Below are 17,551 nucleotides of genomic sequence, written 5' to 3'. Positions count from 1 at the left end.
GCCTTGAGAAGGCAACAAATTTTTCTCGTTATCACCTGCGTCAGAAGCGGTTCTTCCACGCCCGTAAGGCGACGAACACCGCCTCGGGATCGCTTTCCGGCGGAAGGTCGACGGATCGCGCCAGGGCCGGCTGCCCGCTGCGCAGGAACGGGTTGGTGGCCCGCTCCGCACCCATGGTCGAGGGGATCAGGAACCGGCCCTCCGCGTGGGCACGCTCCGCCTCGGCGAGGCGTCTCTTCAGATCCGGGTTGTCCGGATCCGCCGCCAGGGCGAAGCGCGCGTTGGAGAGTACGTAGTCGTGGCCGCTGAAGACCTGCGTCGCGTCGGGCAGGTCGTCGAAGCGCCGCAGGGAGCGGTAGAGGGTCTCGGGCGGGCTCTCCATCACACGCCCACAGCCGAGGGTGAACAGGGTGTCGCCGGCGCAGACGAGGCCGGCTTCCGCGAACCAGTAGGTCACGTGGTCGGCGCAGTGGCCCGGCGTCTCCCAGACCTGCGCCTCGAGGCTGCCGACCGTGACCGTGTCGCCCTCCCGCACGGTCACGTCCACCTGTGGGACCGCGTCGCCGGCCCTGGCGGGGGCGACCACCCGGGCGCCGGTCGCCCGCTTCACCTCCGGGATGCCCTCGACATGGTCGGCGTGCCGGTGGGTCACGAGGATGTCGGTCAGCCGCCAGCCGGTCTCGTCGAGGGCCCGGAGGACAGGTCCGGCCTCCGGCACGTCGATCGCCGCGCAGGCGCCGGACTGCGGATCGCGGATCAGCACGCCGATGTTGTCGCTGCGGCAGAGGAAGGTGCGAATCTCGGTCTCGGCGGCCATCGGACGGGGTCTCCCAAGAACGCGAACGGGCGCGAAGCGGCGCGAAATCTGTTGCCGTGAACAGGTGATGGTCCGGCGAGGTTCCTCCGGCGCTTGCCGCGCGGCGCGCGGCTCACCATTGAGTACGACGACCGTTCCGTCCGCGATCTCCTGTCCCTCCATGCGCCTCGACGTCAACGGCTTGCGGGCCTTCTACGCCAGCCCTCTGGGCCGCACGACGCACCGCGTGGTCGGCCGCGCGCTCCACGACTTCCTCGGCTCGGTCTCGGGGCTGCGCGTCCTCGGGATCGGCTACGCGACGCCGTATCTCGGGCCGGTCCACTGCATCGCCGAGCGCACCCTCGCCTTCATGCCGGCCTCGCAGGGCGTGGTGAACTGGCCGGGCACCGGGCGCTCCTGCGCGGCGCTCGCCGATCCCACCATGATGCCGCTGCCGGAGGCCGCCATCGACCGGGTCATCCTGGTCCACGCCCTCGAATCGGTGGAGAGCCCGACGGAGCTGCTGCAGGAGGTCTGGCGCACCCTGACGCCGGGCGGCCGCATGATCCTCGTGGTGCCCAACCGCCGGGGCGTCTGGGCCCGCCGGGAGGCGACGCCCTTCGGCCACGGCCAGCCCTACAGCCGCTCGCAGCTCGGGCGGCTCATGCGCGACACGCTGTTCTCACCGGTGAGCTGGGCCGAGACCCTGTACATGCCGCCGGCCCGCTCGCGCCTGATGCTGCGCACCGGGCCCGCCTGGGAGTGGCTCGGCACCGGCCTGTCCCTGCCCTTCGCGGGCCTGCACGTGGTCGACGCGACGAAGCAGCTGTACCGGCCGGTGGCCGTCCAGCAGGTGCGGCGCGCCCGCCGCCTCGCGCCGGCCCGGGTGCTGGTGCCGGCCCCCTCCCCGGGTTGACCCCGATGAGCCTCGACTTCACCACCCAGCAGTTCCTGCTCGCCCTGTCGGCGCTGTTCTCGATCGTGAACCCGGTCGGGGGCGCCTTCATCTTCGCGCAGGTGGCGGGCGCCTTCAGCCACGCCGAGCGCGTGCTGCTGTCGCGCCGGATCGGCGTCTACGCCGCCCTGGTGATGCTCGGCGCCCTCTGGGCGGGCACGCCGATCCTGAACTTCTTCGGCGTCACCCTGGGGGCGCTACGCATCGCCGGCGGCCTCGTGGTCATGTCGTCGGCCTGGACCCAGCTGAACCGGCCGGAGGCCCGCGAGGCGCGCAAGCAGGCCGAGGCCTCGGGCTCGGCGGCCCGCGGGGCGGTCCCGGCGGAGCCGCCGGGCGATCCGGCGCCCGGCCCCCTCGCCGACATCGCCTTCTTCCCCCTGACGCTCCCGTTCACCACCGGGCCGGGGACGATCGCGGTCGCCATCACCCTGGGGGCCAACCGGCCGGAGGCCTACGCGGAGCGCTTCGGCTTCTACATCGGCGTCACGCTGGCGGCCCTCGCGGTCGCCGCCACGGTCGCGGTTCTCTACGCCTCCGCCGACCGGGTCGTCGCCTTCATCGGCCCGGCCCGCGCCCGGGTGATGGGCCGCCTCTTCGCCTTCCTGCTCCTGTGCGTCGGGACCCAGATCCTGGTGAACGGCCTCATCGACGTGTTCGCGCCCCTCGCCGCGGCGCGGTGACGACCGGGTCACCGCCGACAGGGCCGGGCAAGGCCCGCATCCCAGGTGACCCGCGCGGATTCCGGCCGGCCGAATCGATCGAATTGCGGACGATGTCCGGGATGTTGTGTGTTCATCCAGATATAATAGTCGTACTTCGCTCATTATTGCATATTATATAAATATAAATCTTCATTAACGATCTCATTCTAGGGCATTCGTCGAGAAGAGATCCGATTCTTCGAGGCTTGCGTCTTCCATAGGTCCGAGCATGATCATGCATGGCCCTCGGTCGCGGCGAGGAAGACTTGCGGCCGGAGCCGTCGGCGAAGCGGATCCAGCAACGGAGTGCAGATCGTGGCGACGGACGTCATCGCGGAACCCGAGCGTCGGCCGTCCGCATCCGGGCCACGAGCACGAGGCGGCCGCGCCTCTGCCGACCCGTGCACGACCGGATCCCGCGCGTGATGCGACCGGCATCCCGGGCGCGCCGTCGAGCCGGCGCGCGCCGCGTCCCGCCCACGCGGGCCGTGCGGCCCGGCCCGAGCCCGTGAACCCCCGAGATCCCGCAGCCCGGTGCCGCGCGCGGAGCGCGCGTCCGGCGGCCACCCCGCGCGTATCAGCAAGGAGACACCGCATGACCGACACGACGCAGAGCAAGGTTCCGGCCTGGTACAGCCCGGACGAGATCCAGGACATCCAGCGCGATCTCCTGGGCGCCGCCGCGAAGGTTCTCGTGCTCTGCCTCGGCGGCAAGGGCGGCGTCGGCAAGACGACCATCGCCCTCCAGGTGGCGGATCTCTGCGCGGAGGTCGGTCCGGTGCTGGCGATCGACACCGACCCGGCCAACCGGCACTTCCACACGGCGCTCATGCAGGAGACCACGCCCGGCAGCGACAACTTCGTCCCGCGCCGTCCCGGCATCACCGCCATCCGGCAGCGCCTGCGCGCCGAGGACAGCACGGGCCGCGTCGACCCGACCCTGTGCCAGGACCTGATCGAGCGCGTGACCGAGGCGGCCGAGCGCCTCGTCGTGGTCGACTTCCCGGCCGGCGACACCGAGACGACCCGTCGGTGCACCGAGATCATCGTGGAGAGCTGCCGGGAGGCGAATGTCCGCCTCGCCGTGGTCGTCGCGGCCGGCGCGGTGGATCCCACAGCCCTGGAGGTCCTGCGCGAGCTCCGGCCCATGCTGATCGAGTGCGACCGGGCGATCCTGGCGAAGAACACCGCCCAGGCGACCAATTTCGACTATCTCGAATCGTCCGACCTCGTGCGATCCCTGCGGAAGCAGTCGAACTTTCGCGTCATCGAGATCGAGCGGATCGGCGAGCGGCTGATCGAGGCCCTGCGGGTGCAGAACACGACCTGGCAGGCCTTGGCGAACAGCGCGCCGATGCGCCTGCGGGTCGAGGGCCGCCGCCTGCGGCGCAACTTCCACACGGCGTGGCGGGATGCCCTCCGGCCGTGACCAACCTCGAGCGGTTCTACCGGTCGGTCCACGGCCGCGATCTCCAGCCCTGGGAGCGTCAGCTCGCCGTGCGGATCGCGGCCGCCCTCAACACCACGACGGACGACGACTTCGTCGTCCACCTGCTGCTGGTGTACATGTCCACCAACGCCATCACGAACATGTACAACGAGCTGGTGGCGGCGCGGAACGGTCTCGCCGAACACAACCGGGACCTCATCGGGGCGCTGACGGCGGACCTGCGGCGCAACAGGCTGATCACCGCCGTTCTGCTCGGCGCGGCCGCCCTCGGCGTGCTCGTGAGCGTCGGGATCCTCTCCACTGTCCTCAACCTGTCTTACGGGTCCGCGGCCAGCGCGGCGCGCCTCGCCGCGGCGCTGGAATCCTGCGAGGTGCGCGGCCCAGCCGGCGCCCAGCGCGGCCTCGGTCGCTGAGCCGAGGGAACCCGCCGTCGGCTCACTCGAGGCGGACGGACACGCTGTCGCTGGCGCCGGTCGCGTCCAGGACCGAGATCCGCGCGAAGCCCGCGCCCCCCGGGGCCCACTCGGCCTTCCGCCGCGGCGTCTGCACGACCGGCTGACCGTCGACCAGCCAGGTGAGCGGCGGCACGCCGCCCAGGGCCTTGAGGGCGAGACCCGGGCCGCCCTCCGCGGCGCCGTGCCGGTCCACCGCGAGGCCGAGATCGATCCGCGCCCCGTCCGGCGGATAGGCGATCCGCAGCGCCGGTCCCGCCGCCTCGGCCGCCTCGCGCCGCAGGTGCCGCAGCGGCGGCGGCAGGCCCGCCGTCCCGACCACCAGCGCGTCCCGCGGCTGGGAGACCGGCTCGGGCTCGATCCCGAGGCGCGCGAAGGCGTCGAACAGGATCGGCGCCGCGACGGTGCGGCCCACGAGCCCCGGCACCGCGGCACCGTCCGGGCGCCCGGCCCAGACGACGATCGTCGCGTGGCGGTCGAAGCCGGCGGCCCAGGCGTCGCGGTACCCATAGGAGGTGCCGGTCTTGTAGGCGATGCGGTTCGGCAGTGCGTTCTCCGGCGGCGGTGTCCCGCGCAGGATGTCGGCGACGTACCAGGACGCCACGGGCTCGGCGACGCGGTGCCGGGATTCGGCCGCGACCCCGTCGGCGCGGCGCAGCAGGTCCGGAACCGCGCCGCCGCGGGCGAGCCCCGCGTAGAGCCGGGCGAGGTCGGTGACCGTGATGCCGAGGCCGCCCAGCGCGACCGGCAGCCCCGGGGCCGCCTCCCGCGGGAGCTGGATCCCGGCCCCGGCGGCGCGCAGCCGGGCGATGAAGCGGGCGGGACCGACCGCGTCCATCAGCTCGACTGCCGGCACGTTCAGCGAGAGCTGCAGGGCCCGCCGGGCCGTGACCGTGCCCTGGAAGGTCAGGTCGAAATTCTCCGGCGCGTAGCTCGCCGAGAAGCGCGCCGGGCGATCCTCCAGCAGGGTCTCGGGATGCGCGAGACCGTCCGCGAAGGCCATGGCGTAGACGAAGGGCTTCAGCGCGGAGCCGGGCGAGCGCACCGCCAGGGTCATGTCGATGGCGCCGCGCCGGGCGGGGTCCAGGTACCCGGCGCTGCCGACCTGGGCGAGCACCCGGCCGTCGCGGTTGTCGAGGACGAGGATCGCGGCCGAGAGGTCCGGACCGGCGGCGGCGGCGCGCTCGGCCGCCAGGGTTTCCAGCCGCTCCTGCAGGCGCCCGTCGATCGCGAGGCGGATCGTGGCGGCACCGGGATCGGCCGCCACCGCCTCCTCGGCGGCGTGCGCCGCGAGCATCGGGAACGGCTTGCGCGTCGTCGGCACCGGCTCGGCCCGGGCGGCCTCGGCCTCCGCCGTCGTGAGGATGCCCCGCGCGACGGCCACCGCCAGGACCCGGTCGCGGGCGGCGCGGGCGCGCTCGGGGAACCTGTCCGGACGGCGGGTCTCGGGCGATTGCGGCAGGGCGACGAGCAGGGCCGCCTGCGCGGCGGTCAGCCGGACCGGCTCGCGCCCGAAATACGCGACGCTCGCCGCGCGCACGCCCTCCAGCGGGCCGCCGTAGGGGGCCAGCGCCAGGTAGAGGTCGAGCAGCCCGGCCTTGCCGAGGCGCCGCTCCAGCGCGACCGCCCGCACCATCTGGCGGAGCTTGGCCTCGAGCGACCGCTCGCGCCGCGGCTCGACGAGGCGCGCCACCTGCATCGACAGGGTGGAGGCGCCGGACACGATGCGGCCGCGCGTCAGCCACTGGCCGGCGGCGCGCAGCACCGCGGCCGGGTCGATGCCGGGATGCGCGGCGAAGCGGCGATCCTCGTAGGCGAGCAGCATCGCCCGGTATCGCGGATCGACCGCCTCCGCGGTGATCGGCAGGCGCCAGCGCCCGTCCGCGGTCGCGAAGGGGCGCAGCAGCGTGCCGGACCGATCCAGCACCACCGTCGAGCGTGATTCGGCCGCGGCCAGGTCGAGGGGCGGCAGCGCGTCGGCGTAGCGCCAGAGCGCGGCGGTGCCGGCCCCCAGGAGGCCGAGACCGAGCGCCGTCGCCCCGAGCGCCGCGCGCAGGCCCCTCGCCCGCTTCCGGGGAGGCGCCGACGCGCGCGGATCCGACCCGTCGTGCGGCACGCATCCTCCCGGTCTCGGCTCCGACGGCGCAGGATCCCGTGTTCCCGCGCGCCCGGCAAGCCCCCGGCGGAGCCGGCCTCTAGGCCGTGCCGACGCCCCGCAGGTCCTCGAAGGCGGGTCGATCCGGCCGATTCATCCGGATCGGGAACGGCACGACGTTGGAGGGCATCGCGGCTGCCGGTGTCTCGGGGGGCTGCGCCGCCTTGCGCGCCTTGCCGGGCTTCGCCCAGCGCTCGATCCGCTTGAAGTAGGTCCGCCTCGCCAGCCAAGCCGGAACTCGCCTGCCCTTCCGCATGATCTGTCCCTCGCCGTTGCGTACCGAGTCCCCCTCAGACCCGCGCCCCGAACGCGTCAAGCGGTTCGAATCACGGCTGTATTCACGATACGAGCGGATCCCGGGGAACACCGCATCCCCCGTTTGGGTGACGCGGGAGGCCCGGCCGCGACCGTCAGGCCGCCGCGTTCTCCTTCGCCCGCTCCAGCGCGAGCTTCGTGACGGCCACTTGGTCGACCTTGCCGGTGCCGAGCATCGGGATCGCGTCCAGCACCACCACCTCGGCGGGGATCGCGACGTCGGAGGCGCCGCGGCCCTTGGCGAAGCTCTGGTAGGCGGCCCGGGTCGCGCCCTTCTCCTGCGTGAACAGGATCAGCCGCTCGCCCTTGCGGACGTCCGGCACCGCCGCGACGGCGCTCGGGCGGTCGGGCCACAGTTCGGCGGCCAGCGTCTCGATGCCGGCGAGCGACACCATCTCGCCGGCGATCTTCGCGAAGCGCTTGGCCCGACCCTTGATGGTGACGAAGCCCATCGGGTCGATCGCCACGATGTCGCCGGTGTCGTGCCAGCCGCCCGGCGGCGGCTCCAGCACGCCGGGCTTCTCGGCGCGCAGGTAGCCCAGCATGATGTTCGGCCCGCGCAGGGACAGGCGGCCGCCCTCGTCGATTCCCGGCACCGGCTCGAGGCGGGTCTCGATGCCGGGCAGGATCCGCCCGACCGTGCCGAACCGGTTGAACATCGGCGTGTTGAGGGCGACGACCGGCCCGCACTCGGTGACGCCGTAGCCCTCCAGGATGCGCAGCCCGAACTTCTCCGCCCAGGTCTTCCGGGTGGTCTCCTTCACGGCCTCGGCGCCGGCCACGACGTAGCGCAGGGAGCGCAGGTCGTAGGAATGGGCCGACCGGGCGTAGCCCGTGAGGAACGTGTCGGTCCCGAACAGGACGGTGCTGTTCGAGCCGTAGATCAGCTCCGGCACGATCCGGTAGTGCAGCGGCGACGGGTAGAGGTAGACCGGCACCCCCGAGACCAGGGGCAGGACCAGCCCGGCCGTGAGCCCGAAGGCGTGGAACACCGGCAGGACGTTGAACACCTTGTCCATCGGGCCGAAATCGATCCGGGCCGCCACCTGCGCCACGTTGGCGAGCATGCAGCGGTTGGCGAGCACCACGCCCTTCGGCGTGCCCTCGCTGCCCGAGGTGAACAGCACCGCCCCCGGATCCTCGCCGGCGCGCGCCACCAGGGGGCGGCGCGGCGCCAGGAGGCCGCGGATCTTGTCCCCCGTCGTGATGCCGGCCCGCACGTCCTCTAGGTAGATCAACTCGACCGAGCCGCGGATCGCCTCGACGAGCGGGTCCAGCCGTCCCTTCTCGATGAAGGCCCGGGAGGTCAGGATCTTGCTGACCTCCGCGGCCCGGCAGGCCGAGAGCACGTTGGCGGGGCCAGCGGAGAAATTGATCATCGCCGGCACCCGGCCCGCGGAGGCGAGGGCGAACAGCGTCACCGCGGCGCCGTTGGCGTTCGGCAGCATGACGCCGATCCGGCCGCCCACGGGCGCCAGCGGCATCAGCTTGCGGCCGAGGATGTTGGCGCCCATCACGAGCCGGCTGTAGCTGAGGCGGCCGCCGACCGGATCCTCCAGGGCGTTGCGGCTCCAGCCGTGGCGCTCGCCCGCCTCGATCAGCGCCGCCATCAGGCCGCGGTCGATATCGGCGGTGCGGAACACGAGGTCCGACATGATCCCGTAGAGGGCGGCGCCCGCCGCCTGCCGCCGCGCCTTGCCCTTGAGCGCGGGGTCCACGGTCAGCCGCACCGGCGGCATGACCGTCACGGTCACCTTGGGCCACCAGCGGCGGCGCACCTGCCCGCGCGACAGCCGCGAGAAGACGGTGCGCTCCAGGCCGTCGAGCTTCACCGGGACGACCATCGCGCCCGACTTGTCGGCGATCAGCCCGGCGCCGTCGTAGACCTTCATCAGGCTGCCGGTGACCGTGAGGCGGCCTTCGGGGAAGATGATCAGGGTCTCGCCGCTCTTGACCGCGTTGATCAGCGTGCGGGTGGCGAGCGGCCGGGTCGGGTCGAGCGGCATCGCCTTGGTGATGCGCAGGAACGGGCGCACCCACCAGCGCTGTGCGATCCCGCTATCGATGGCGAAGACCGGCTCCTGCTCGAGGAGCGACAGCGCGAGCGGCGCGTCGAGGAACGAGACGTGGTTGAGGGCGATGATGGCGTTCGGGCCGGCCGCCGCGAGGTTGTCGAAGCCGCGGACCTCCAGCCGGTAGAAGGCCCGGAACAGGATCGACAGGAAGTCGCGGAACGGGCTCGTCGGCAGGGTCGCGAACACGAGCGCGCCGACGATCAGGTTCAGCACCGCCACCACCGCGAGGAGGCTCGCGATCGTGAGGCCCGCGCCCTGCAGCGCCGCGAGCGCCAGGGTGCCGGCGACCATGAAGGCCGCCGTCATGACGTTGACCGCGCCGATGATCCGGGCGCGCATCGCCTTCTCGGCCCAGGCCTGCACGGCCGCGAAGGACGGGACGATGTAGAGGCCGCCGGAGATCGCCAGCCCGAGGAAGTCGATCCCGGTGCGCAGGCCGTGGCCGGTCTGCAGGAAGCCGAGGGGGCCGATCGGCTCGGCCGGCGGGGCCGGCAGGTGGCCGACCGTCCAGGCGAGGTCGAGGCCGAACAGGCCCATCAGCACCGCGCCGACCGGCGTCGGCAGCAGCACGATCCGGCCGCTGGCGAGCCACGAGGCGAGGCCGGAGCCGACCGCGATGCCGATCGAGAACAGCGCCAGCAGCAGCGTGATCACCGTCTCGGTGCCGTTGAAGGCGCCGCGCACCAGTACCGGCAGCAGCGACAGCACAACCACGCCGACCAGCCAGAACCAGCTCACCGTGAGCGAGCCGCGCCACAGCCGCGTGTCGGCCCAGAGGTCGCGCAGCAGCGCGTAGGTCGAGCGGGCGACGTTCGGGTCGACGCGCAGGTCCGGCGCCCCCTCGCCGGTCGCCGGGATCATCCGGGCCGAGAGCCAGCACAGGACGGCGAAGCCCATCACCAGGACGCCGAACACGAGTCCCGAGCCGCCCATCGCCGAGGCCGCGCCGGCCGCGATCGTGCCGAGCAGGATCGCCAGGAAGGTCGCCGCCTCAACGAGGGCGTTGCCGGCGGGCAGCTCCTCGCGCCGGAGATGGTCCGGCAGGATCCCGTACTTGATCGGGCCGAACAGCGCCGCGATCGTCCCGAACAGGCCGAGCGCCACGAACAGCACTGGGATCGAGTGCAGGAGGAAGCCGAGCACGGCGGTGCCGGCCGCGAAGATCTCGGCGAACTTGAGCCGCCGCGCCATCAGCGCCTTGTCGTAGCGGTCGGCCCACTGGCCGCCGAGACCCGACAGGATGAAGAACGGCCCGATGAACACGGCGCTCGCGAGCGTCACGAGGACGCCGGCATGGGCGTCCGCCTGGCCGCCGATCCCGAACAGGATCAGGAAGGCGAGCGCGTTCTTCAGAAAATTGTCGTTGAACGCCGAGAAGAACTGGCACCAGAACAGCGGCGCGAAGCGCCGCGCAGACATCAGGGTACGGAACATGGCGATCTCTCGGTTCCGAACCTGACTGGCCCACGAGAGACCGTCAGGTCAAATCGGACCGAGGCGAACGCACAGGGATCGCGGGGGCCGCGCGGCCGGGCCGTGTGGACCGGCACGGCTCAACGCCGCCCGGCCGTCGATCCGCTCCCGCGCGTCAGGCCTTGTGGACGAGCCGGCCGCGCCGCGCGACGGCGGCCCCGGCATGCCGGGCGATGAACGCGTGCAGGGAGGCGCCGAGATCGTAGGACCAGTACACGTGGGCCGCGAGCGTCGTGAACACGAGGAGCGCGGCCCCGACCGCGCAGGCCGGCACGAGCAGCAGGCCGGTCAGGACCATTCCGACGGCGGTCCGCTCGGCCAGGGACGCCTGCGGCCAGGGATCGATCGGGAGCGAGAAGAGGGAGAAGCGTCGTCCAGTGCGCATGGCTGCGACCCTCGATGGTTCGGCATGACGCGGTACAGGCAGTCAACAGCGGCCGCGGTCGGACGTTGCGTCCCGGTCCGCGAAATCGGCGTCGTGATCGGTATCGCGATCCGCTTCCCCGTGACGTTCCGGCCCAATCGGGCGGCGCAACCGAGCGCGCCGCACCGTGTTGCCGGTTCGGTCCGTCGCGGATGAGGTCGGTATGGCACGGGTTGCGGTCGTTACGGGGGGCACGGCCGGAATCGGGCTCGCCACCGCGCATGAATTCGCCGCGCGCGGCTGGTCGGTCGCGGTGATCGCGCGGGATCCCGGCCGCCTCTCCGCGGCCGAGCGGGCGCTCGCCGCCTACGGCCAGCCGGTGCTGGCGATCGGCGCCGACGTCGCCGACCCGGAGGCCGTGGACGCGGCCGCCGAGCGGGTCGAGCGCGAGCTCGGCCCGATCCGCGCGTGGGTGAACAATGCCATGTCGACGGTGGTGAACCCGGCCGACCGAATCACCCCGGACGAGTACCGGCGGGTGACCGAGACCACCTATCTCAGCCAGGTCTACGGGACGCTCGCCGCCCTGCGCTACATGAAGCGGCGCGACCGCGGCGCGATCATCCAGGTCTCGTCGGGCCTCGCGATCCGGGCGGCGCCCCTGCAGGCGCCCTACTGCGCGGCCAAGTTCGCGGTCTCGGGCTTCACCGACGCCCTGCGCTGCGAGCTGCTGCACGACCGGGTCAATGTCAGCCTCAGCGTGATCTACCTGCCGGCGGTCAACACGCCGCAGTTCAACTGGGCGCGCAACCGCACCGGCCACCGCCAGTACGCGCCGGACCCGGTCTTCGACCCGCGGCTCTGCGCCGACGCGATCCTGTACGCGGTCGAGCACCCGCGCCGGGAGGTCTGGGTCGGCCGGTCCTCGGTGATGATGGCGGCCGCCCAGGCGCTGGCGCCGGCGCTCGCCGACCGCAAGGCCGCCTCCATGTGGTCGGCCCAGCTCTCCGACGAGACCATCCCCGAGATGGCGGGCAATCTCAAGGCCCCAGTGCCCGGCCCGGCCGGGATCGACGGGCGATTCTCCGGTCGGACCAAGGCGAGCCGCGCCGAGTTCGTCACGAGCCGCACCCGCGACGTCGTGGTCGGCGGCCTTGTCGGCTTGGCCCTCGTCGGCCTCGCCGGCACCGTCCACGCCGCCCGGTCGGCGCGCCGCCTGCCCGGACGGACCTGACGGCTGTAACCGACCGCGCCGCCTGTTACACCCGTTCCGGTTGATAGGCGTGCCGCCGTCTTTGCAAGCGGAGCGAAGCAATCCAGCCGGCGCTACGCTCCCCGGTGTCGCGCTGCCCTGGGTCGCTTCGCTGCGCTCGCGATGACGAAGAGGGCGGCTGAACCGGGGCCATCTTATAGACACTGCCCCGAGGAAGGTCCCAGACGATGCCCGGCTATCTGCCCTTCGCGGGCGCCCTGAAGCTGCCCGCCTACACCTGCGACAATTGCGGGTTCTGGCAGCGGCACTTCGAGGTGCCGGCCGCCTGCCCGATGTGCCTCGATGCCCGCCACGTCGTGCCGCAGGACGGCTGGCGCTTCCGCACCGCCCGCGAGGCGCAGGAGGCCTTTCCCTGCCACTGGCAGGAGCTCGAGCCGGGCGTCTGGCGCTTCTGGAACGAGCCGGTCTCCGGCATCGGGCCGTCCGCCTACCTGATCCAGACCGAGCACGGGAACATGGGCTTCGAGGGCTGCCCGGTCTTCAGCGAGGCCGCCCTCGACCAGATCGAGCGGCTCGGCGGGATGGCTGTGCTCTCGGCCTCGCACCCGCATTCCTACGGGGCGCTGACGCAGCTCCAGGACCGTTTCGACCCGGAGCTGTGCCTGCCGGCGGCCGACTTCACGTGGAGCGCGGCGCTCCAGGTGAGCTGGCCCTACGACGATTTCCTCGAGCCGCTGCCGGGGCTGGAGCTGCACCGCACCGCCGGCCATTTCGATGGCCACGCGATCCTGTACGACCGTGGGCGAAAGATCTGCTTCTGCGGCGACGCCCTGAAGTTCGAGCTCGACCCGGCGGATTTCCGACGCGCCACCACGATCTCGGCCCACAAGGCCTTCGTGCGCGGGGTGCCGCTCACGCCGAGCGAGCTGCGCCGCTACCGCGACGTGTTCGAGCGCCTCGACTTCACCCAGACCTGGACGCCGTTCGAGCCCGCCCGCAACTGCGGGCGGGCCGAGGTTCTGGCCCTGCTCGACCAGTTGATGAGCGGCCGGTCGCACGCCGCGCCGGTGCCGCTCGACAGCCTGCGGGCTCAGGGCCGGTAGAGCGGGTCGTTCTCCAGGCGGATCGGCTGGCCGTGGGGCGTGGCCTCCGCGGCCCGCAGGAAGGCCTCGGTCCGCGCCGCGACGCTCTCGGGCCCCGCCACGCCCCGCTCGGCCAGGAGCGCTTCCAGCGTCGCGAGCCACGCGCCGTAATCGGCCGCCTGCTCGGGGGCCTCGGTGGGGCGGATCTGGCGGCCGAGGCGGTCCGCCCATTCCGACCACGTGAACAGCCCGGATTCGCGCAGGGAGACCACCAGGGCGAAGACCTGCGCCTCCCAGGGCGCCGCGAAGGGGCTGGGCGACGGTGCGGTCACGCGGGGTCCAGGTACGGTTCGAAGGCCGCCACCGTGACGACTCCGCCCGGGTCGCCGCTCTCGCCCCACAGCTCCTGCGCGGCGAAGGCGACCGTGTAGAGCCAGGTCGGGTTCTCACCCGACCCGTAGGCGTTGGTGTCGGGGAAGACGTAGACCCCGTCGACGCGCACGATCCGGCCGCGCTTGCCGCGCACGTAGCGGGGCAGCCGCGTGTGGCCGGTCGGGTGGCTGTTGCGCGCCACGACGGCGTCGCCGACCGCGAAGCGCGCCGGGGCATCGGCGGCGCGGCTGCTCGGGAAGCCGGCCCGGAAGCGCTGCTCCAGGCCCTCGCGGGCCAAAACCCGCGCGACGGGCTTGGCCTTCTCCGCGGATCGGCCGCTCGCCAGTTCGGCCGGCGTCACCAGCCCGGTGCCGACGACCTGCTTCTCCAGCGCCCTGAGCCAGATCTCGTAGTAGCTCGACGCGAGATATTCCGCCGGCGGCAGGGATTCGCGGTTGGCCCGGCTGCCGTCGAGGTTCCAGGCGCCCGTGTAGCCCATGGCCATGGCCAGCGCGAAGACGCGGCGCTCCCACGCGGCGTGGAAGACCGGCTCGTCCGGCTCCGGCACCACCGGCCCGAAGCCGTGCGCCCCGCCGAGATCCTGGGCTCCGTTCATACCGGCATCTCCGCGGGCGCGACCGGGATCGCCCTGGGCAGGCCCGTACCGATCATGGAATCGCGGGTGACGAGGGCGGCCAGGGCCTCCTCGGAGAAGCCCTCGGTCTCGGCCGGGCGCATCGGCAGGACCATGTAGCGGGTCTCGGCCGTAGAGTCCCAGACGGTGATGCGGGTGGTTTCCGGCAGCGTCACGCCGAACTCGGCGAGCACGCCGCGCGGGTCGATCACCGCCCGCGCCCGGTAGGGCGGCGCCTTGTACCAGACCGGGGGCAGGCCGAGCACCGGCCACGGGTAGCAGGAGCACAGGGTGCAGACGACGAGGTTGTGGATCTCCGGCGTGTTCTCGACCACCACCATGTGCTCGCCGCCGCGGCCGCCGATATCCAACTCGGCGATGGCCGGCGTGGCGTCGGCCAGGAGCCGCGCCCGGAAGGCGGGATCTGTCCAGGCCCGGGCCACGACCCGGGCCCCCGCGTGCGGGCCGACCTTGGTCTCGTAGAGCTCGACCAGGGCATCGAGGGCCGCCGGGTCGACGTAGCCCTTCTCGGTCAGCAGCGATTCCAGGGCGCGCACCCGGGCCTCGACCGGCGACAGATCGCTGCCGTGGTGGTGATCGTGGTGGTGATCGTCGTGGCCATGCGCGTGCTGCGCGTGATCGTGGGTCATCCCGCTCTCCTGACGCTGCGCACTCTGCATCGACCGGCCCGCCGCTGCCAGCCCGGGGGCCCGGATCCGGCCGCCGTTGTCACCCCGGTCACCATGCTTAAATTCCCTGTCACAATTGGGAGCGTTTGGCATCGGTTCAGGATTCCACCGCTACCGACGTTAGAGCTATTCCAGTATACCAGCGTTGGAGGCGGAAACGTTCATGACTGAGGACGCTGCGGACCGGCCAGACGGAGGCGCGGGCACCCGGGACGGGGCCGGCTACGCCGCTTCCATCGGCCAGCACCTCGCCCTGCCGATCCGGGAGTATTTCAAGGTCGTGGAGCTGGAGCCCCTGCCGGCGCAGCTCGCGGCCCTGGTGTCCCGCTTCGAGGCGGCGGTCACGGCGCACGGCGAGACGGTCCCCTTCGACTTCCGCGGCGACATCATCAAGGCCCTGCCGGCCCTGCGCACCTTCGCCCTGTCGCTCGTGGGCGACGTGAGCCGCGCCGACGACCTGGTGCAGGAGACCTTCGTGAAGGCCTGGGCCAACCAGCAGCGGTTCCGGCCCGGCACCAACTTCACCGCGTGGCTGTTCACCATCCTGCGCAACCAGTTCTATACCGACCTGCGCAAGACGCGGCGGGAGGTGGAGGACGTGGACGGGACGCATGCCGGGCAGATGACCAGCCCGTCCGACCAGGAGGATGCCAGCACCCTCAAGGTCGTCTGGGAGCGTCTCGGCGACCTGCCCTCCGCGCAGCGCCAGGCGCTGCTGCTGGTGGGTGCCGAGGGCCACACCTACGAGGAGGCCGCGGTCATGCTCGGCTGCCAGGTCGGCACAGTGAAGAGCCGGGTCAGCCGTGCCCGGTCGTCGCTCCTCGACACGCTCGGCGTCGTCGTGGCCGGGCAGGTTCCGGCCGCGTGATCGATCCGTCCCCGAACGGCGCAGCCTGACGCGGCCGCGCTCCGGCACCGCCGCACGCAGGATGTGGATCCGCCGCCGGGCCCGCGCCGATCCTGTGCGCGTCGTCACGAGAACCGGACGCCGCGGCCCTTATGGTCGATGTCAGTCATCGATTCGGGGGCGCACATGCAGCACGTGTCCGCAGACAACGACAGGGTGGCGCAGTGGTGCGCGGCGCATCCCGTCCTTCTCGCCTTCGGCCTGTGCGCGTTCGGCCTCGCCGTCGTCGCCGCGGTCTGGGGATTCGGGATCCTCACGCCGGCCACGGCCACGGTCATCGCCTTCATCTATGTGGCCTGCCTGGGCGGCTTCCTCATGGAGTACCTCGGGATCAATGAACTCATCAGAGGTGTGAGATTCCTCTGGTTCGTTCTGACGGGCGTCTGGTGGCTGTTGACCTTCTGGCGGGCGTGACGGGGCCGTGGATCCCGTCTCCGCGTCACCGGATCGCCCGCGGTCTCCCGCAGGATGGGGGCGTCGGCAGGTCCGCTGCCGCACGCCGGAGGCGCCGAGACTCCGCGGGTCTCACACCGGCGGCCGGCGCAGGTGCCAGTCGGTCGCGCGCTGGTAGGCCTGTCCGATCCGCAGCGCCGTCGTCTCCTCGTAGCCACGGCAGACGATCTGCAGCGAGAGCGGCAGCCCGGACGCGGTGAAGCCGTTCGGCAGCGCCAGGGCGCAGAGATCGAGCAGGTTGCCGAAACGGGTGAAGCGCGACGGGAGGTGCGCCTCGTCGACGGCGTCGAGCGCGACGGCCGCGCTCTCCGTGGTCGGCGTCAGGAGGGCGTCGATGCCCGCGAGGGCGGCGTCGTACTGCTGCTTCATCGTGGCCCGGCGGTGGAGCGTGCCGAGATACTCCTGGGCCGAGACGTTCGCGCCGGCCAGGATCCGGGCCCGGACGGCGTCGCCGAGCTGGGCGGACGGATCCTCCGCCAGATCCCCGTTGACGAAGTAGGCCTCCGCGTTGGTGATCTGGCTCATGGCCACGCAGTCGCTGAACCGGAACGGCAGGACGACGTCGACGATCTCGGCGCCCTGCCGGGCCAGGAGGTCGAGGGCCGCGTCGTAGGCGGCCAGCATGTCGGGGGCGACCCCGTCCCGCTCCGAGGCCGGCATCCGGCCGAGGCGCAGGCCGCGGACCCCGCGGTTCAGCGCCGGCCAGGGCGCGTCCGGCGCGACCCCGCGGGTCGTCGGATCGCGGGGATCGGGGCCGGAGATCGCCTCGTAGAGCAGCGCCGTGTCCTCCACGGTGCGGGCCAGCGGTCCGGGCGTGTCGAGGGTCATCGAGAGGGGCACGATCCCCCAGGTCGAGACGCGCCCGACCGTCACCTTGAGGCCCGTCAGCCCGCAGAAGGAGGCCGGCAGGCGCACCGAGCCGCCGGTATCGGTGCCGATGCCCCAGGGCGCCATGCGGGCCGCCACCGACACGCCGGTGCCGCTGCTCGACCCGCCGGGGGTGCGCGGCGTCTCCGGATCCCAGGGATTCCACGGCGTGCCGAGATGCTGGTTCGTGCCCCAGCCGCCGTAGGCGAACTCCACCGTGTGGGTCTTGCCGAGCACGATCATGCCCTGGCCGATGAGGCGCCGGGCGATCGTCGCGGTGCGCGCGGCCCGGCGCGCCCGGTGGGCGGCCGAGCCGCCCATGGTGATCCGGCCCTCCAGGTCGATCAGGTCCTTGAGCACGACCGGGACGCCGTGGAGCGGCCCCACGGCGTGGCCGGACCGGATCGCCCGGTCGGCCCCCTCGGCGGCGAGGCGGCCATCGGCGGTGAAGACCTCCGTGAAGGCCTGGAGCTTCGGCTCCAGCCGGTCGATCCGGCCGAGGAGGGCGTCGACGGCGTCGACCGGCGAGAGGGTCCGCGCCTGGATCGCGCGGCCGAGCTCGGCCGCGGAGGCGTGTACGGGATCGATGTCGGGCATA

General features: G+C 72.5%; 17 protein-coding genes. 8 read left to right on the top strand and 9 right to left on the bottom strand.

The window, feature by feature from the left end:
* Nucleotides 1–40: 40 nt before the first annotated feature.
* A complete protein-coding gene (gene gloB / locus ABIC30_RS18115) occupies nucleotides 41–817 on the bottom strand; it encodes a hydroxyacylglutathione hydrolase (protein WP_100252713.1) in 777 nt (258 codons plus the stop codon).
* 160 nt (nucleotides 818–977) lie between these two features.
* Here gloB and ABIC30_RS18110 point away from each other — a divergent pair, with 160 nt between their 5' ends.
* The 4 genes from ABIC30_RS18110 to ABIC30_RS18095 all read left to right on the top strand — a co-directional run bounded on the left by ABIC30_RS18110 (nucleotide 978) and on the right by ABIC30_RS18095 (nucleotide 4,315).
* The gene (locus ABIC30_RS18110) at nucleotides 978–1,712 is read left to right on the top strand and encodes a class I SAM-dependent methyltransferase (protein WP_042671901.1); all 735 of its coding nucleotides are present in this window, start codon (nucleotides 978–980) and stop codon (nucleotides 1,710–1,712) included.
* 5 nt (nucleotides 1,713–1,717) lie between these two features.
* A complete protein-coding gene (locus tag ABIC30_RS18105) occupies nucleotides 1,718–2,431 on the top strand; it encodes a MarC family protein (protein ID WP_354455883.1) in 714 nt (237 codons plus the stop codon).
* Between the two features lie 616 nt (nucleotides 2,432–3,047).
* Complete coding sequence (locus ABIC30_RS18100; protein WP_091979515.1) at nucleotides 3,048–3,881, top strand: nucleotide-binding protein; 834 nt, start codon at nucleotides 3,048–3,050, stop codon at nucleotides 3,879–3,881.
* Nucleotides 3,878–4,315: a hypothetical protein gene (locus tag ABIC30_RS18095; RefSeq protein ID WP_091979514.1), complete on the top strand. Its 438-nt coding sequence runs from the start codon at nucleotides 3,878–3,880 to the stop codon at nucleotides 4,313–4,315. The genes ABIC30_RS18100 and ABIC30_RS18095 overlap by 4 nt, the downstream gene beginning before the upstream one ends.
* Before the next feature lie 22 nt (nucleotides 4,316–4,337).
* On the opposite strand, the gene pbpC is transcribed toward ABIC30_RS18095, so the two are convergent.
* The 4 genes from pbpC to ABIC30_RS18075 form a co-directional block, all read right to left on the bottom strand.
* Entirely contained in the window at nucleotides 4,338–6,470 is a 2,133-nt protein-coding gene (pbpC, locus tag ABIC30_RS18090; RefSeq protein ID WP_502915845.1) for a penicillin-binding protein 1C, read from the bottom strand.
* Between the two features lie 79 nt (nucleotides 6,471–6,549).
* Nucleotides 6,550–6,765, bottom strand: coding sequence for a hypothetical protein (locus ABIC30_RS18085; RefSeq protein ID WP_020093718.1), 216 nt, complete (start codon nucleotides 6,763–6,765; stop codon nucleotides 6,550–6,552).
* A gap of 154 nt (nucleotides 6,766–6,919) precedes the next feature.
* Nucleotides 6,920–10,333, bottom strand: a complete 3,414-nt coding sequence (locus tag ABIC30_RS18080) for an acyl-[ACP]--phospholipid O-acyltransferase (RefSeq protein ID WP_354455882.1) — start codon at nucleotides 10,331–10,333, stop codon at nucleotides 6,920–6,922.
* A gap of 154 nt (nucleotides 10,334–10,487) precedes the next feature.
* Nucleotides 10,488–10,757: a hypothetical protein gene (locus ABIC30_RS18075; RefSeq protein ID WP_020093716.1), complete on the bottom strand. Its 270-nt coding sequence runs from the start codon at nucleotides 10,755–10,757 to the stop codon at nucleotides 10,488–10,490.
* 202 nt (nucleotides 10,758–10,959) lie between these two features.
* Here ABIC30_RS18075 and ABIC30_RS18070 point away from each other — a divergent pair, with 202 nt between their 5' ends.
* Nucleotides 10,960–11,970 (top strand): SDR family oxidoreductase, encoded by a 1,011-nt coding sequence (locus ABIC30_RS18070; RefSeq protein WP_354455881.1) that lies wholly within the window; start codon nucleotides 10,960–10,962, stop codon nucleotides 11,968–11,970.
* Nucleotides 11,971–12,176: 206 nt separating this feature from the next.
* Nucleotides 12,177–13,052 carry an MBL fold metallo-hydrolase gene (locus ABIC30_RS18065; protein ID WP_331298529.1) on the top strand — a complete coding sequence of 292 codons (876 nt, stop codon included), beginning with the start codon at nucleotides 12,177–12,179 and terminating at the stop codon, nucleotides 13,050–13,052.
* Here the strand turns inward: ABIC30_RS18065 and ABIC30_RS18060 are convergent.
* The 3 genes from ABIC30_RS18060 to nthA are packed head-to-tail and all read right to left on the bottom strand — an operon-like array spanning nucleotide 13,040 to nucleotide 14,687.
* A complete protein-coding gene (locus ABIC30_RS18060; RefSeq protein ID WP_056525624.1) occupies nucleotides 13,040–13,363 on the bottom strand; it encodes a nitrile hydratase accessory protein in 324 nt (107 codons plus the stop codon). The genes ABIC30_RS18065 and ABIC30_RS18060 overlap by 13 nt on opposite strands.
* The gene (gene nthB / locus ABIC30_RS18055; protein ID WP_354455880.1) at nucleotides 13,360–14,019 is read right to left on the bottom strand and encodes a nitrile hydratase subunit beta; all 660 of its coding nucleotides are present in this window, start codon (nucleotides 14,017–14,019) and stop codon (nucleotides 13,360–13,362) included. Before nthB ends, ABIC30_RS18060 begins: the two co-directional genes overlap by 4 nt.
* Nucleotides 14,016–14,687 carry a nitrile hydratase subunit alpha gene (gene nthA, locus ABIC30_RS18050; protein WP_091681267.1) on the bottom strand — a complete coding sequence of 224 codons (672 nt, stop codon included), beginning with the start codon at nucleotides 14,685–14,687 and terminating at the stop codon, nucleotides 14,016–14,018. Before nthA ends, nthB begins: the two co-directional genes overlap by 4 nt.
* A gap of 202 nt (nucleotides 14,688–14,889) precedes the next feature.
* On the opposite strand from nthA, the gene ABIC30_RS18045 reads away from it, so the two are divergent.
* Both ABIC30_RS18045 and ABIC30_RS18040 read left to right on the top strand, forming a co-directional pair.
* Nucleotides 14,890–15,594 (top strand): sigma-70 family RNA polymerase sigma factor, encoded by a 705-nt coding sequence (locus ABIC30_RS18045; RefSeq protein ID WP_091924839.1) that lies wholly within the window; start codon nucleotides 14,890–14,892, stop codon nucleotides 15,592–15,594.
* A gap of 165 nt (nucleotides 15,595–15,759) precedes the next feature.
* Nucleotides 15,760–16,047, top strand: a complete 288-nt coding sequence (locus tag ABIC30_RS18040) for a hypothetical protein (RefSeq protein ID WP_244539977.1) — start codon at nucleotides 15,760–15,762, stop codon at nucleotides 16,045–16,047.
* A gap of 111 nt (nucleotides 16,048–16,158) precedes the next feature.
* Here ABIC30_RS18040 and ABIC30_RS18035 read toward each other — a convergent pair whose 3' ends face one another.
* Nucleotides 16,159–17,550 carry an amidase gene (locus ABIC30_RS18035; RefSeq protein WP_354455879.1) on the bottom strand — a complete coding sequence of 464 codons (1,392 nt, stop codon included), beginning with the start codon at nucleotides 17,548–17,550 and terminating at the stop codon, nucleotides 16,159–16,161.
* Between the last annotated feature and the right edge of the window lies 1 nt (nucleotide 17,551).

This window comes from Methylobacterium sp. 1030 (assembly GCF_040544715.1).
In the GTDB taxonomy this organism is placed as follows: domain Bacteria; phylum Pseudomonadota; class Alphaproteobacteria; order Rhizobiales; family Beijerinckiaceae; genus Methylobacterium.
The sequence above is the reverse complement of the archived record's forward strand: the minus strand, read 5'-3'. Positions and strand labels throughout refer to the sequence as shown.